Genomic DNA, 15475 nt, shown 5'->3' on the forward strand with positions numbered 1-15475 from the left:
CCATTGTCTACTTATGCTGCACGCAGGACCTTAATGCCCTGAATCACATTCCAAATGATAATGCCAATGACAACTAAGAAATAAATAACCGCTCCCCCGATGATTACAAATACAGGAAGCAAGCTGTCTCCATCAATCGCAACGGCTCCGCCAAGTAAAGCAATAAAAAGGAACAGCCAGCCGACAAACGGAACAATGTGAGAAATAAGAGAGCGTATCGCATGGCGTTTTGTTTCTTTCTCATTTACAACAAAATATGCGACAATCGGCACAATGATTGGCGCAATGAACACACTGAAATAACAAAGTGATGCAATAATAGCTTGATTACGGTTCAATTCATTCCACACTCCTATTGTGAATTGTCCATGACAAAAGATCAGGGACGTTTTACTTATTTATACGTTTAAAATCTCTTCAGGTTTCAAATTCATTCTTTAGACATGCTCCGATTTACGGAAATTGGATTTTAAAAAGTTTTAGAAGTAGAATCTTCCGGCTATACCGATTACAATATGTAAAAAGCTTACGGCAACCAAGGAGGCTGGACAAGCAATGGAGAAAGATCCCAGTGACTATACAGTAACACAAGAATCAGTGTTAAAGCTGATTCATGAACAAAAAAGAATGAATCGTGAAATGATCGCCGAGCTTGAGCAGATTCACGGACCCTTCCCGATCTCTCACGATATCCAATATATAAAAGTGCTGCTCGACAGCAGCAACACACATATTGTTCAAGATTTAATGAGTGTAAGTAAGCAGCTGTATAAGAAGACTTTGTAATTGCGGAAAACATATCATTCATTATAACTGAAACAAAGCTAAAGGTTAGATGACAATATCTTGCCTTTTTTGTTTTGAAAAAACAAGTGATTCCCTGGCTGTCACAAAATGATTGTAACAAAAAAAGCCTGCCGGCACATCCAGTTAATGGACTCTGTCGGCAAGCTGTAACTATCAGAAAGAGATAGCCGTTCAAAATTAACGTAACAATTGAAGCACGTTTTGCGGCTGTTGGTTTGCTTGAGCAAGCATCGCTTGAGAAGCTTGAGAAAGAATGTTGTTCTTTGTGAAATCGCTCATTTCTTTCGCCATGTCAACGTCACGGATGCGAGACTCAGCAGCTGTTAAGTTTTCAGAAGAAGCACCAAGGTTGTTGATTGTGTGCTCTAGACGGTTTTGTACCGCACCAAGTTTAGCACGTTGGTTTGAGACATTGTTGATTGCAGTATCAATACTTTCAAGTTGAGTATCAAAAGGAGTATTTGCAAAATCTGTTACATTAAGTGCGTTTACTCCTAAAGCAGTTGATGACATGCTGTCAATGTTAACTGTAAGCTGCTGGCCAGCATTTGCTCCAATTTGGAAAGTGAAACCATCAGTTTCAGTACCATCTAATAACTTTTTGCCGTTGAATTCAGTACGATTTGAAGTGCCATCAACTTCCTCAATAAGCGCATCCATTTCATCTTTAATTGCACCAAGATCTTCTGCTTGTTGTGTACCTGTGTTTCCTGCTTGAACAGTAAGTTCACTTCTAAACCTATTATGCCGTAAAGAAAAAGCTTGCCTGCTAAGCCCAAGGATGGACTTGCTGACAAGCTGTCCCCTCTTAACAGAGGGTTTTAAGATGTAGCTGTTTCTTTCGCTTTCAAGAGCGATTTCATGCGTGCTTTGTCACGTTCGATAACAGGCTTCAAATAACGGCCTGTATACGATTCTTCAACTTCAGTGATTTCCTCAGGCGTTCCAGACGCGACAATGGTTCCGCCCCCGGCTCCGCCTTCCGGGCCCAAATCCACAATGTAATCGGCCGTCTTAATGATATCAAGGTTGTGCTCAATAACCAGTACAGTGTCTCCGTTGTCTACCAACCGTTGCAGCACGACAAGAAGCCTGGCGATATCGTCGACATGCAAACCTGTCGTCGGCTCATCTAAAATGTAGAGCGTGCGTCCGGTTGAGCGTTTGTGCAGCTCTGACGCGAGCTTCACGCGCTGCGCTTCTCCGCCTGACAAGGTCGTCGCCGGCTGGCCGAGCGTAATATAACCTAAACCAACATCATAAAGGGTTTGGAGCTTGCGTTTGATTTTCGGGATATTTTCAAAGAAAGAAAGAGCATCTTCAACCGTCATATCAAGCACATCAGAGATGCTTTTTCCTTTGTACGTCACTTCAAGCGTTTCACGGTTATAGCGTTTGCCGTGACACACCTCGCATGGAACGTATACGTCAGGAAGGAAGTGCATTTCAATTTTAATAATCCCGTCTCCGCGGCAGGCTTCACATCGTCCGCCCTTCACGTTGAAGCTGAAACGGCCTTTTTTATAGCCGCGGACCTTCGCTTCATTTGTCTGCGCGAATACATCACGAATGTCATCAAATACACCGGTGTATGTCGCAGGGTTGGATCTCGGCGTTCTTCCGATTGGCGCCTGGTCAATGTCAATGACTTTATCTAAATGATCCAAACCTTTAATCTCTTTATGGCTGCCGGGCTTCGCTTTCGCTTTATGAAGCTTTTGCGCCAGCGCCTTATGCAAAATTTCATTAACGAGTGTACTCTTTCCTGAACCAGAAACACCTGTAACTGCTGTAAACGTCCCAAGCGGGAACTTGGCATTCACTTTTTTCAGGTTGTTTTCTGAAGCACCTTTAATTTCAATGTAACGTCCGTCCGGCTTTCTTCTTTCAGGAGGCAATGGGATAAACTTTTTCCCTGATAAATAGCTGCCCGTTAATGAGTTTGGATCTTCCATCACTTCTTCCGGTGTACCCGCAGATATCACCTGTCCGCCGTGAATGCCGGCTCCCGGTCCAATATCTATTAAATAATCTGCTGCCATCATCGTGTCCTCATCATGTTCGACAACAATCAGCGTGTTCCCGAGGTCTCTCATATTTTTCAGAGCGCTGATCAAGCGGTCGTTATCACGCTGATGCAGACCGATAGACGGCTCATCTAAAATATAAAGCACACCGGATAAACGCGAGCCAATTTGAGTCGCCAGCCTGATGCGCTGCGCCTCTCCCCCGGACAATGTACCCGCTGCCCTGCTCAATGTCAGGTAATCGAGGCCGACTTTGTCCAGAAAGCTTAAGCGCTCCACAATTTCGCGCAAAATCAAATTGGCGATCTGCATATCCTTCTCAGAAAGGGTAAGTTCTTTAAAGAAGGCAAGTGCGTCGGCGACAGACAGCTCGGTAATTTTTCCAATGTGGCGGCCGTCAATCAGTACGGCAAGCGCCTCTTTCTTTAACCGATAGCCTTTGCACGTCGGACAAGACTTCTGAGACATATACTGCTCCATCTGCTCACGGATGAAATCAGAGCCTGTCTCCTTATAGCGTCTTTCAATGTTGCGCAATACGCCTTCAAATTGAATTTCACCTTCGCGTATTTGTCCAAAATCATTTTCATATCGGAAATAAATCAGGTCATCCCCGCTGCCGTACAGCACTTTATCCAGTTGATGCTTCGGCAAATCTTTGACTGGCACATCCATATCAATCCCGTAGTGGGTGCAGACTGCCTCAAGCAGCTGAGGATAATATTGTGAGCTGATCGGTGTCCAAGGGGCGACTGCATTCTCCTTCAATGACAAATCTTGATTGGGGATGACAAGATCGGCATCCACTTCAAGCTTCATTCCGAGACCGTCACACGTCGGACACGCCCCGAACGGACTGTTAAACGAAAACAGACGCGGCTCAAGTTCACCAATTGAAAATCCGCAGTGCGGACAGGCATGATGCTCGCTGAACATCAGCTCTTCCTCACCGATGACATCGATCATAACCCGTCCTTCACCTAAACGAAGCGCCGTTTCCAATGAATCTGACAGCCGGGCTGCCACGCCTTCTTTCACCACAATCCGGTCAATGACAACCTCAATGGAATGCTTCTTGTTCTTTTCTAATTCGATATCGTCAGAAAGCTCAGCCATCTCGCCGTCAATTCTGACTCTGACATAGCCTTGTTTTCTAATCTGTTCAAGCACTTTGACATGAGCGCCTTTTCGGCCCGAGACAATCGGCGCCAGCACCTGAAGCTTCGTCCGTTCCGGGTATTCCAGAATTCTGTCCACCATTTGCTCGATGGTCTGGGATGTAATCTCAATTCCGTGCTCCGGACAATGAGGCTTCCCTACTCTCGCATATAAAAGACGCAGATAATCATAAATCTCAGTTACCGTACCGACAGTAGACCTCGGATTGCGGCTCGTTGTTTTCTGATCAATGCTGATGGCGGGAGAGAGCCCCTCAATTGCATCCACATCAGGCTTATCCATTTGCCCTAAAAACTGGCGGGCATAAGCAGACAGCGACTCAACATACCGTCTCTGTCCTTCAGCATATATCGTGTCAAAGGCAAGGGAGGATTTACCTGACCCGGACAAACCCGTGACAACGACAAGCTGATCTCTCGGAATCGTTACATCTATATTTTTCAGGTTATGCGCCCTGGCTCCCTTCACCTCTATCCGATCCATAGCCATTTGTTCATCATCCTTCCGCTTTTAGCTCTAAAAGTAAATCGCGAAGCTCCGCGGCTCTCTCAAAGTCAAGCGCCTTGGCGGCTTCCTTCATTTCATGCTCCATCTGTTCAACGACTTTCTGGCGTTCTTTCTTCGTCATTTTCGACAGCTTCGGCGCGGCTTTTGTTTTGTATTCCGCTTTATCCTCAGCTGCTACTGTGGCACGAATGACATCGCGAATTTCTTTATTTATCGTTTTCGGCGTAATGCCGTGCTCTTCGTTAAACCGCTCCTGCTGCTCGCGGCGGCGTTTTGTTTCATTAATCGCAATTTCCATAGACTTCGTTATTTTATCGGCGTACATAATGACGCGGCCTTCCGCATTTCTCGCTGCCCGTCCGATGGTCTGGATCAGCGACCGCTCCGAACGAAGGAAACCTTCCTTATCCGCATCCAAAATCGCAACAAGGGATACTTCGGGAATGTCCAAACCTTCCCTCAGCAGGTTGATGCCGACAAGCACATCGTACTTGCCAAGGCGCAGGTCGCGGATAATTTCAATCCGTTCAAGCGTCTTGATCTCAGAATGCAGATAGTTTACTTTAATGCCGATTTCCTTTAAATAATCGGTCAGATCCTCTGACATCTTCTTCGTCAAAGTTGTCACAAGCACCCGTTCATTCCGCTCGATTCTTGCTTGAATTTCGCCGATCAAGTCGTCAATCTGACCTTCGATTGGACGGACGTCAATAAGCGGGTCAAGAAGCCCCGTCGGACGAATGATCTGTTCGACCATTTCATCTGTATGTTCAATCTCGTACGGCCCTGGTGTTGCTGATACATACACGATATTGTGCATATGCTTTTCAAATTCCTCAAAACGAAGCGGACGGTTATCAAGCGCTGATGGAAGCCGGAAGCCGTGATCCACGAGCACCTGTTTCCGCGCCTGGTCTCCGTTAAACATGCCGCGCACCTGGGGAATTGTCACATGCGACTCATCCACCACGATCATAAAATCGTCTGGGAAATAATCAAGAAGCGTATACGGCGTTGAACCTGGAGGCCGCAGCGTCAAATGTCTTGAATAGTTCTCGATGCCGGAGCAGAAACCCATTTCACGCATCATTTCAAGATCATATCTTGTCCGCTGCTCTAAACGCTGCGCTTCAAGGAGCTTTCCGTTTTCATGCATGACCTTTAGCTGCTCCTCAAGCTCCTTCTCGATATTTTGAATCGCCTTCTCCATTTTCTCGGCCCGCGTTACGAAGTGGGAAGCCGGGAAAATCGCAACATGATCTCGGTCGCCGAGAATTTCTCCTGTCAGCGCATCCACTTCCCGAATCCGTTCGATTTCGTCACCGAAAAATTCAACTCTGATACAATGCTCATCACGGGATGCCGGAAAGATTTCCACTACATCCCCGCGCACACGAAATGTACCGCGCTGAAAGTCGATATCGTTGCGGGCATATTGGATGTCTACAAGTTTTCTGAGCAGCTCATTGCGCTCAATTTCCATTTCAGTCCGCAGTGACACGACCATTTCCCGGTATTCCTCAGGCGAACCGAGGCCGTATATACAAGACACACTCGCAATAATAATGACATCTCTGCGCTCAAACAAAGCTGATGTGGCGGAGTGTCTCAGTTTATCAATTTCATCATTAATACTAGCGTCTTTCTCTATAAATGTATCCGTTTGAGGCACATACGCCTCCGGCTGATAATAATCATAGTAGCTGACAAAATACTCGACAGCATTGTTCGGAAAAAATTCCTTGAACTCACTGTAAAGCTGTCCAGCAAGGGTTTTGTTATGGGCAATCACGAGAGTCGGCTTATTGACTTCTTTAATCAAATTAGACACCGTAAATGTTTTCCCAGTTCCTGTCGCACCCAGCAGAGTCTGATGCTTCTTGCCCTCCTGAATTCCTTTCACAAGCTTTTCAATGGCTTTCGGCTGATCTCCCTGGGGCTGATATTTCGAGACTAACTCAAAGCGATCTTTCACAAAAATAAGCCTCCGTTTCTTTAACGAAATCTTCCTATAGATATAGTAACACAATGGAAAGCAAAATCACTAAAAATACGAACTAAAGTTCGGTGGTTTTTTATTTCCAGCTGTTTTTGTGTATAAAAAACCTGCTTTTAAATCGTAAAAGCAGGTATTCAGTCTTTATATTCATTATGTCCGATTTATTCTTCTTTTTTCTCTGCAGCTTTTTTGGCCATGTACAGTCCGCCAGCCACAAGAGACACAACATCCAATCCTACAATAAAATACGTTTCTGTATAGCCTTTTAAATAAGAGGCAAACAGCAATGCAGCTGTTAAAGCGATCGCCACATAATGATTAAAGGTGACTCTAGTAAATAGAACAACAAGCATAAAAGGGAAAAACAATGCAAAAACGGCTTTTGTAATCAACAAAAACCCTCCTCAGGGATTCTTCATCTGATCTGATTATAGTAAAAAATGAAGAATCGGACAATCGTGCATTCGCTCCCTCTCCTACACCATACCCCTTTTCAGCCAAAATCAATCACCATATTTGCATTTTGGTGCCGGTCAAAACTTATTCCATGGTGCCGCTGTTCTAATCAGCGGCACTTTTTTTATTACATCATCAAGTCCGCCGCCAGATTCCGAGAATAAAAGAAAATAGGCATACAGTACCAGTACGGCCGCATTTTTCAGGATAATATAACCAACTTAACTATTCATTTTATTTAGGACTTTCTGCGTTTGACAGCATTTTCCTGAAAACCTACAATTGAATGATAGTGTTTACTATCATTTTTTAAACACAGGCTCCGCAATAAAAAGACTAGAGAGAAAAACAAAATGAATGAAGAAAAGAGGGGTTTCAAATATGTATTCTGTTTTATTTCGCCAGGCAGAAGAGTCCAGCCAGCTGGCTGGAGCAAAAGGAATGAATTTGATTAAATTGACCAAACACGGTCTTCCTGTTCCGGACGGGTTTATTATTCAAACGAATGCGCTCGCACGTTTTATGGAGGACAACCAGCTTCAAGAGACTAGCGAAAACGTCGAAAGCGGGATCATTTCCGGAACATTTTCGGATGAGCTGAAAAATGAGCTGACTAGTTCCTTTTATAAGCTTAGAGAATCATATCGATCCGTAGCCGTGCGTTCTTCGTCTGCCTCGGAAGATTTAGAAGGCGCCTCATTCGCGGGTCAATATGAAACCTACTTAAATATCAAAACAGAGGAAGAGTTTCTGGCTAAAGTGAAAGAATGCTGGGCCTCATTTTTTTCTGGGCGGGTCAGCAGCTATAAGAAAAAAATGAACAATCAAATCGCAGAGCCGTTAATGGGAATAGTCGTTCAGGGGCTGATCGATTCAGAAATGTCAGGTGTTATCTTCAGCCGCAACCCTGTTACCCATGATGATAGAGAGCTTTTAATCAGCGCCAGCTACGGGTTGGGTGAAGCTGTTGTATCAGGAAGTGTTACCCCAGACACGTTCATTGTTAATAAATCTTCGTTTGAGATTCAGAAAGAAATAGGTGCAAAGGAAATCTACATGGAGTCTGCGGCAGAAGGAATTGCTGAAAAAGAAACGAGTGAAGACATGCGCAGCCGTTTTTGCCTTACAGATGAACAAGTGATTGAATTGGCTGAAATCACAAAAAAAACCGAAGACCTGTACGGATATCCTGTCGATATAGAATTTGGAATTGCTGATCATCAAATATACCTTCTGCAAGCTCGCCCGATTACAACCATTGATCAGGACAAAAAAGCGGCAGAAGAAAAACGCAGCTTCATGATTACCGACACTGATATGAATGATTTCTGGCTTAACATGGAGTCTAATATTGAAGGTCCGGTGAGTCCGTTATTTTCATCCTTCATCGTGCCGGCATTGGAATATGGCTTGAAGAAGAGCATGCAAAAGTTTCCGATTGGTGTAGTTGTTGATGAAGTAAAACTTTATCGCGGACATATTTATTCCAAAAACCAAGGTGGACAGCAGCCTCCTTCTGAAGACTGCGGCAAAGAGCTTTTCCCGATTTTATCGGAGCATATGTATGACATCATCAATCACACATACCTCCCTTTTTACCGGACACTGGACCAGCTCGCACAAACTGAGCATACCGCAGAAAGCGCACTGGATGCTTTTCAAAAACTAAAGGCCTTTTATCTCACGGCTTATGAAGAGCACTTCAATATCGTTTTCCCGCAAATCCTTTTAACAAACAAACTGCAAGCGATGTATCAGGACATTCAAGGAGAGTCCGAAAACGCTCATTTTTACGAGATGCTGACAGGAAAAATGAACAAATCACTGGAAACGGACCGTTGCTTATGGCTATTTTCTATGGAAGTTCAGGAGAACCCGAACCTTCTGACCATTTTTGAAAACAACAAGCCTGAACAGCTCCAGGAGAAATTAGAACAAACAGATGAGGGAAGACACTTCCTGAAGAACGTCCATGAATTCTTGCAAGAATACGGATGGAGATCTGTTAAAAGTCATGATCTGATTGAACAAATCTGGGTGGAAAATCCGTATTTCGCTCTGGCTAATATTCAAAATTATGTCCGTAATGGCTATCATTTTGACAATGAATTTCAGAAAACGAAAGAAAAACGAGAGAAATTATACAATGAATTCTTGGAAAACATAGAAGATCCCGGTTTGCGCACCGAATTTGACCGCTACTATCAATGGACACTGAACTCTGCAAATATAAAAGATGATCACCACTTTTATATTGACGCCATGCTGGATGCCAAGGCGAGAATCTTTCTGCTGAAGATAGGTGAATTGCTGGCGGAAAACGGTGTCATTCAAGATCGTGAGGACCTTTGGTTCTTATATGACGACGAAGTGGAACAAGCGCTTCTTCACCCTGTATCCCTGCAAGAAAAGGCTGAAAAACGCAGACAGATTTTTCATGAGTATGAGCTGGCCCAAGCCCCTGCCTACCTCGGCACCCCGACAAAAGAACAGCTCAAAGCAGCTGAAGAAATTGTCGGCGCTGTGATAGAGGATGAAAAAAACACAGAGAATCATATTTTTGGCATTGCGGCATCAAGCGGCATTGCGACAGGTCCGGTGAAAATCATTCGGGACGCCAATGAATTTTCTCAATTCGCGCCTGGGGACGTACTCGTTTGCAAGATGACCACACCGCTATGGACCAGCCTGTTTCAAGACGCCAAAGCGATTATTACAGACACAGGCGGCATTTTGTCTCACGCTGCGATTATTGCCCGTGAATACGGCATTCCAGCCGTTCTCGGCACACGCACGGCAACCGAAAGACTGCGAGACGGTGACATCATCACTGTTGACGGAAGCAGCGGCAAAATCACAGTTGTCAGCCGGTCCTGATGCGTCCCCCTCTTTCTTATACAAGCGGGGCGGGTGTATACTTGTCCTGCCAGTATACTCGTGAGGTGAAACGTATTGAGACCGACAAACAAGAGAATCCTTGACGCTGCCATGCAGCTGCTCGTCAAAAAAGGATATCGCGCAACAACTACAAAAGAAATTGCAGAAAAAGCAAATGTAAGTGAAGCGACGATTTTCAGGAACTTTAAAAACAAACAAGGACTAGTTGAGGCTTTGCTTTCTCAGCATTCTTCAAACAGAGGCAGCATTTTGGAACAAACAGAAGGGGATTTGTACAAAGACCTGCTTCATATCGGAACCTGTCTCTTGGAGGAGCTCGAACATAGAAAAGATATCATTAAAATCAGCTTTCGTGAACCGGCCATGTTTCAGGATGTCATTAACCACGTCACTGAATATCCCCAATCTATGAAACAGCTATTGGTTGATTATCTCAAAACGATGGGTGAGAAAGGGGTTATTCAGACAGGAAATGAAGCGGAGAATGCCGACGTGTTCATGTCGATTATCTTCGGTTATTTCATTCACCGTCTCCACTTAGGAGACCAGGTCATATCAATGCCCCAGGAAAAAATGCTGGAGCACAGCACAGCTCTATTTGTCAAAGGAATTTCTGCTGATTAACTCCTTGGCATAATAAAAAGGAGGATCCCAATGAGCTCAAGAAAAGAATGGGCGCTGATCGTCTCGCTATTAATGGGGGCCATTCTGGCTCCCATTAATTCAACGATGATCGCGGTCGCGCTCTCATCTATTTCCCATACGTATAACGAGTCCATCGCAAGCATCACTTGGGTGGTTACCGTTTATTTAATCGTGATGGCAGTCACACAGCCGATTGCAGGAAAGCTCGGTGACATGTACGGCAATAAAACAATGTACTTATGGGGAGTCGGCCTTTTTCTAATCGCATCTCTAGGCTGCGCCCTTTCACCGAGTCTGCTCCTGTTAATTGTCTTTCGGGCATTGCAGGCTGTCGGCGGGGCATTGCTTACGCCAAACAGCATTGCCATTATCCGGCATGTTGTTTCTGAAAAACGCCTACCGAAAGTGTTTGGATTTTTCGGACTGGGCGCAGGACTTGGTGCAGCACTCGGGCCTTTTATCGGCTCTATACTGATTGACAGCTTCAGCTGGCATTCGATTTTTTGGGTCAACATCCCGTTCCTCGCCATTGCTTTATTTACGGCATTAACGATGTTTCCTCAATATAAAGAAAATAAATCTGACGCGCCGCTGGATATCATCGGCTCTCTCTTGCTTGCAGGCAGCATCGTTTCAATTATCCTGCTGACGAAAAATGAGGCTCCATGGGGATATGCGGTATACAGTGTATTGATACTTCTTTTTGTTCCGCTTTTTTTCAGAAGAGAAAAACGTACCCAGCACCCCATCATTGACTTTGCACTGTTTAAAAGCTCAACCTTTACAAATGCGAATCTATCAGTCTTGTTAAGCAATTTGATGATGTATGCCGTCTTATTGATTATGCCGTTATTTATGACGAACCAATTTGGGCTTAATACATCTAACAGCGGGATGGCGCTTTCTGTATTTTCGATCTTCATGTCAGCCAGCAACTGGGTGGGCGCGCAGCTCCATCACAAATGGGGAGCAAAAAAAATCATTTTTCTTTCATTTGCCATGATGGCTGGTGCGAATCTATTATTTTTGCTGTTAAGCAGCTCGCATTCTGTCTTGTTCCTCATTCTCTCTCTTATCCTTGGCGGGCTCGCTTCCGGAGTCGGTCTGACCAGCATGCAGGTGTCATCCCTTGCCACAGTAGACCCCGGAATGTCAGGAGTGGCATCTGGGATTTTCTCGACCTTCCGTTATTTCGGAAGCATCATTTCATCAGCCTTAATCGGCCTGATTTCGGGATATCACATCCTATTTATGATTCTCTTTGCTGTATCCATCATCGGCGTTTTTGTTTCATTGGGCATCAAATCTGATGAAACAGCACGGATAGAAAAAAACTCAGCGTAACACAAAACAGCCCGGCATCGCATCTTCCTGCGGTGCCGGGCTGCCTTTTATGATCCAGAAGCGGCTGCTTCGTCTTCACGGTCATCCTTTACGAAGAGGATGCCCAATTCATGATGTTCTCCTTCATAAGAAGCTCGCTGGTCAAAACGAATTTCTCCATTCAAACCGATAATTTCAAGCTTTACATATGCACGGTTATGCTGAAGCGCTTCATAGAAATCAGAAACGTTCTTAACCGGTATGCCATTGACTTTCGTTATGATTTCCCCGATTTTCAATTCCAGATCCTCAGCCGGCGTATTGGGGATAATCCCAAGCACCATTAAGCCCTGATCCCTTTTCGAGAAATAAAACGGAGCCGCGTTATCATTCACTCTTTGCTTTATGGACAGAAAAATGCGCCCTAACAAAGCAGTACAGACCGCTGCACCCGCAAGCGGCGTCCAAAGTAAGCTCGCTGCACCGAGAACTGCGACGGCAAGACCGAGAATACAAACGCGTTTCGCTGTGATCCTTATACTCGTTTCAGGCAGCGATCCCTGTACCCTTTGTCCAAATCCGACAAAGTAAGGAATCCATAGAAAATGGAATGAGCCGCCGGGAACCGTAAACACGGGCCACCAGCTAAGGTGCGATTCTAAACCATTACCGGGCACGAGAAGGAACAGCGGCAAAAGCCAAACCCGGTTTGCCAGCTGCTGTCCGATCGGCAAACCGCGGCTGCTTACGACAAGTGCCGGTGATGTTCTCACATGCGCAGAACGATAAGCAACCGCTCCTTCAGTGATAATCAGCAAACCTAGAAACACAGCCACAGCCGGCCAAACAACTGCAAATCCTTGCGGAAATCTCTCCAGAAAGGGCTCCGCCTGATATATTTGCAGTCCAAAACCTATCAGCATACTCACACTGACGATATATGCAGCAGACATCCAGTTTGCGCGAAGAGTGAACGCTGCCGCTGCAGTGATAACGGCAATAATCGCAAGTAAACCGAGAGGAATCGATATTCCGAGTCCACCTAAAATAACTGACAAAAGAAGACCTGGAATCAGTCCCTTTGTATATGTAAATTTCAGATCATCATAAATATCTGCTATTCTTGTATGAAAGGTTTTTCGTTCCCGTTTGATTCTTACATAGCCGAAAGCCAGGGTTATGATGATAAAAAACCAGAAAAGCGGGTGTAAGAAGAACAAGCCCGCGCTTTTTAACAGTTCAATTCCCCATTGAACAGACACTATCTCTCACCGCCTCAAGCCAAACATGTTACTCATATTCTATCAAATATTAAATGGCTTGGATATCCTCTGGAGAGTTTATCTCTCTTGCGTCATCCACAGCGTGACATTCGATAGTGAAAAATCCTTTAAATAGTGGTTTACATCCACATCCAATAACCCGCTGATTAGATGCATCGACCTTTTTATATCTGTCAGATTAATTCCTAATCGCTTATGGTTTTTCATTAAGTAGTTAAAATAATGTTTGGCGCATTCCTCATTAATGTCATTTACTGATTCGACATTGGTGTAATTGACCAAATATCTGCTGAACAGCATAAGAAGACTTAGTGCTTTTGTAGCTGAAAATGTTACGTCTTGTGTTCTGTCTTTTAATTGTTCCACTAATTCATAATATTTTTTTTCACGCACAATACTTGCCCTCTTCAATTGTGAACCCCCATTTTCTTTATACAGATAAGCACGGGCCAGTATAAGCAGCAGTACTGGAGTGCTAACAAGCATTCTCGCTAACGTTACTCTTTAAATACCTGTCGTTCAGCTGCCATTAACCTGATTACTGTTCTTTTTAGAACCTTCTTATATTGTATGAAGTAAACAAAGACTAGGCAACTTGCAAAAGTTTCATTTTAAATGCATATTAACTCGTTAGAAAGTCTCTCTCATATATTGATATCGGGTAATAACAGTCCTTTATAAATGTTTATTTGTGAAAATTTTTTTAATTTCTTGTCAAAAACTCATTTTTTATGTGACTTATGATCCATAATCTCTTTAAGCACAAAGAAACAGGAGACGGAATACCATCTCCTTTAATTGACAAATAATGATTTCAATGCTGTTTGAAGCTGCAAATCATTTTTTTCATCTGATTTTTTCTTTTCTATCTGCTGATTTAATGTCTCTGCAGTGCGAGTGTCGATCACACCGGTTTTATTCAGCTTGTTTTGATCCTGAAAAGCCATAACCGCTTTTTTCATGTCTTTGCTGAAATAGCCATCCTCACGTCCCGGATCAAAGCTGAGACCTTTTAACAATACCTGCGCATGCTTGACGTCTTCATTGTTCATGTCCACTTTAAGCGGCTCTTTCAGCTGTAAGGGCCCGGCGGAGAAATAATCGGGCTGCTTAATCGCAATGGTCGGTTCAATTCCTTTCTTATGAATCCAGTTTCCATTTGGCGTCAGCCACTTGTAAAGCGTTAATTTGATGTTGCTGCCGTCCCCCATTGGCACAGCCTGTTGAACCGTTCCCTTTCCAAAAGACGTATCGCCTACAACATCATAATGGCCAGCTTCCTTTAATGCGCCGGCAAGAATTTCTGATGCAGAGGCACTTCCTTTATCCGTAATCACATTGACAGGGTACGCTTTTTTATGGGTCAATGTTGAAAAATAACGTTTTTTATCCCCATTGCGTTCAGCAATCTGAATATACGGTTGATCCTTTGTAACAAAATGCTTAAGAATTTCTTCCACACTTTGAAGATATCCGCCCGGGTTGCCGCGTACATCAATGACAAGTCCTTCTATTTCTTTTTTCTCAAGCTCCCTCAGCGCTTTTGCAAAATCCTCTGCAGTGTGCTCAGAAAAAGTAGAGATGGCAATATATCCGACAGAATGCCCCTGTACTTTTTTCTCTGATGCAAAAACCGTTTCGAGCGGAATCTCAGCTCTCTTGATCCGGAATGACAGCTGCTTCTTCGTTCCAGGCCGCTGAATCTTCATTGAAACGCTGGACCCTTTTTTTCCTCTTATTTTTAACACAGCGTGGTTTAAATCCTTGCCGGCCATCGATTCTCCATTGATGCTGATAATTTCATCATTAGGCTTCAACCCGGCTTTTTCCGCTGGCGATTTCTTGAATGGAGAAACAATAATAATTTTGCCGTCTTCCATTCCAACCTCAGCCCCGATGCCTTCAAATGAGGAATCAAGAGAATCAGAAAATTGCTTAGCTGTCTGCTTGTCCATGTAAACAGAATAAGGATCATTTAGCGTAGACAGCATTCCCTGGATGGCTCCCTCGAGCAGCTTTTCTCTATCTACTTTTTCTACGTACTCATTCGAAATTAACTCATACGCTTTTTCGATTTTGTCCATAGCTTTATCCCGTTCAGAGTCAGCTTGTGCCGTCGCGGGAACTGCTGCAGTCTGGGGCTTATCCATCTCAAGCAGGTTGATTCCCGCATATACACCAGCGCCTCCGAACAGCATGCTCCCTGCTGCTATCACAGCCATTATTTTTTGATTCATCCTTTACTCCTCCTGTATGCCAGACTGTCTTTACCAAAACCTAGAGATAGTATATGTAAAGGATGGAGATTTCATGTAATCATAGAAGAAAAAGAAGGCAAATGAAAAGCCGTC

11 protein-coding genes and 1 pseudogene are annotated in these 15475 nt (G+C 44.2%); 4 read left to right on the plus strand and 8 right to left on the minus strand.

The window, feature by feature from the left end; all coding sequences use genetic code 11:
• Nucleotides 1–11 precede the first annotated feature (11 nt).
• Nucleotides 12–338 carry a protein YvlA gene (yvlA, locus tag MKY10_RS18830; protein WP_003244375.1) on the minus strand — a complete coding sequence of 109 codons (327 nt, stop codon included), beginning with the start codon at nucleotides 336–338 and terminating at the stop codon, nucleotides 12–14.
• Between the two features lie 217 nt (nucleotides 339–555).
• Here yvlA and MKY10_RS18835 point away from each other — a divergent pair, with 217 nt between their 5' ends.
• Complete coding sequence (locus MKY10_RS18835; protein WP_003235419.1) at nucleotides 556–786, plus strand: hypothetical protein; 231 nt, start codon at nucleotides 556–558, stop codon at nucleotides 784–786.
• A 198-nt stretch (nucleotides 787–984) separates the two neighbouring features.
• Here the strand turns inward: MKY10_RS18835 and MKY10_RS18840 are convergent.
• The 4 genes and pseudogenes from MKY10_RS18840 to MKY10_RS18855 all read right to left on the minus strand — a co-directional run.
• A pseudogene (locus MKY10_RS18840) lies at nucleotides 985–1548 on the minus strand (flagellin); the annotation flags it as partial.
• A gap of 80 nt (nucleotides 1549–1628) precedes the next feature.
• Complete coding sequence (gene uvrA / locus MKY10_RS18845; RefSeq protein WP_048655012.1) at nucleotides 1629–4502, minus strand: excinuclease ABC subunit UvrA; 2874 nt, start codon at nucleotides 4500–4502, stop codon at nucleotides 1629–1631.
• A 7-nt stretch (nucleotides 4503–4509) separates the two neighbouring features.
• Nucleotides 4510–6495, minus strand: coding sequence for an excinuclease ABC subunit UvrB (gene uvrB, locus MKY10_RS18850; protein ID WP_003228054.1), 1986 nt, complete (start codon nucleotides 6493–6495; stop codon nucleotides 4510–4512).
• 185 nt (nucleotides 6496–6680) lie between these two features.
• Nucleotides 6681–6911, minus strand: coding sequence for a CsbA family protein (locus MKY10_RS18855; RefSeq protein WP_003228053.1), 231 nt, complete (start codon nucleotides 6909–6911; stop codon nucleotides 6681–6683).
• A gap of 445 nt (nucleotides 6912–7356) precedes the next feature.
• Here MKY10_RS18855 and MKY10_RS18860 point away from each other — a divergent pair, with 445 nt between their 5' ends.
• From MKY10_RS18860 to MKY10_RS18870, 3 genes are all read left to right on the plus strand, one after another.
• Nucleotides 7357–9852: a PEP/pyruvate-binding domain-containing protein gene (locus MKY10_RS18860; protein WP_114523626.1), complete on the plus strand. Its 2496-nt coding sequence runs from the start codon at nucleotides 7357–7359 to the stop codon at nucleotides 9850–9852.
• Between the two features lie 75 nt (nucleotides 9853–9927).
• Complete coding sequence (locus MKY10_RS18865; RefSeq protein WP_015251123.1) at nucleotides 9928–10497, plus strand: TetR/AcrR family transcriptional regulator; 570 nt, start codon at nucleotides 9928–9930, stop codon at nucleotides 10495–10497.
• A gap of 30 nt (nucleotides 10498–10527) precedes the next feature.
• A complete protein-coding gene (locus MKY10_RS18870) occupies nucleotides 10528–11862 on the plus strand; it encodes an MFS transporter (protein ID WP_015251122.1) in 1335 nt (444 codons plus the stop codon).
• Nucleotides 11863–11909: 47 nt separating this feature from the next.
• On the opposite strand, the gene minJ is transcribed toward MKY10_RS18870, so the two are convergent.
• The 3 genes from minJ to ctpB form a co-directional block, all read right to left on the minus strand.
• Complete coding sequence (minJ, locus tag MKY10_RS18875; RefSeq protein WP_003228042.1) at nucleotides 11910–13103, minus strand: cell division topological determinant MinJ; 1194 nt, start codon at nucleotides 13101–13103, stop codon at nucleotides 11910–11912.
• 78 nt (nucleotides 13104–13181) lie between these two features.
• The gene (swrA, locus tag MKY10_RS18880; protein WP_015251121.1) at nucleotides 13182–13535 is read right to left on the minus strand and encodes a swarming motility protein SwrAA; all 354 of its coding nucleotides are present in this window, start codon (nucleotides 13533–13535) and stop codon (nucleotides 13182–13184) included.
• A 383-nt stretch (nucleotides 13536–13918) separates the two neighbouring features.
• Nucleotides 13919–15361: a carboxy-terminal processing protease CtpB gene (gene ctpB, locus MKY10_RS18885; RefSeq protein WP_003228041.1), complete on the minus strand. Its 1443-nt coding sequence runs from the start codon at nucleotides 15359–15361 to the stop codon at nucleotides 13919–13921.
• Nucleotides 15362–15475 lie beyond the last annotated feature (114 nt).

The sequence above is a fragment of the Bacillus sp. FSL P4-0290 genome, from assembly GCF_037975435.1.
Lineage (GTDB): Bacteria > Bacillota > Bacilli > Bacillales > Bacillaceae > Bacillus > Bacillus subtilis.

What these genes read in the sequence shown, in the direction of transcription:
- ctpB (WP_003228041.1), bottom strand. Translation starts at nt 15,361, where the DNA reads ATGAATCAAAAAATAATGGCTGTGATAGCAGCAGGGAGCATGCTGTTC.
- uvrA (WP_048655012.1), bottom strand. Translation starts at nt 4,502, where the DNA reads ATGGCTATGGATCGGATAGAGGTGAAGGGAGCCAGGGCGCATAACCTG.
- MKY10_RS18835 (WP_003235419.1), top strand. Translation starts at nt 556, where the DNA reads ATGGAGAAAGATCCCAGTGACTATACAGTAACACAAGAATCAGTGTTA.
- MKY10_RS18870 (WP_015251122.1), top strand. Translation starts at nt 10,528, where the DNA reads ATGAGCTCAAGAAAAGAATGGGCGCTGATCGTCTCGCTATTAATGGGG.
- MKY10_RS18860 (WP_114523626.1), top strand. Translation starts at nt 7,357, where the DNA reads ATGTATTCTGTTTTATTTCGCCAGGCAGAAGAGTCCAGCCAGCTGGCT.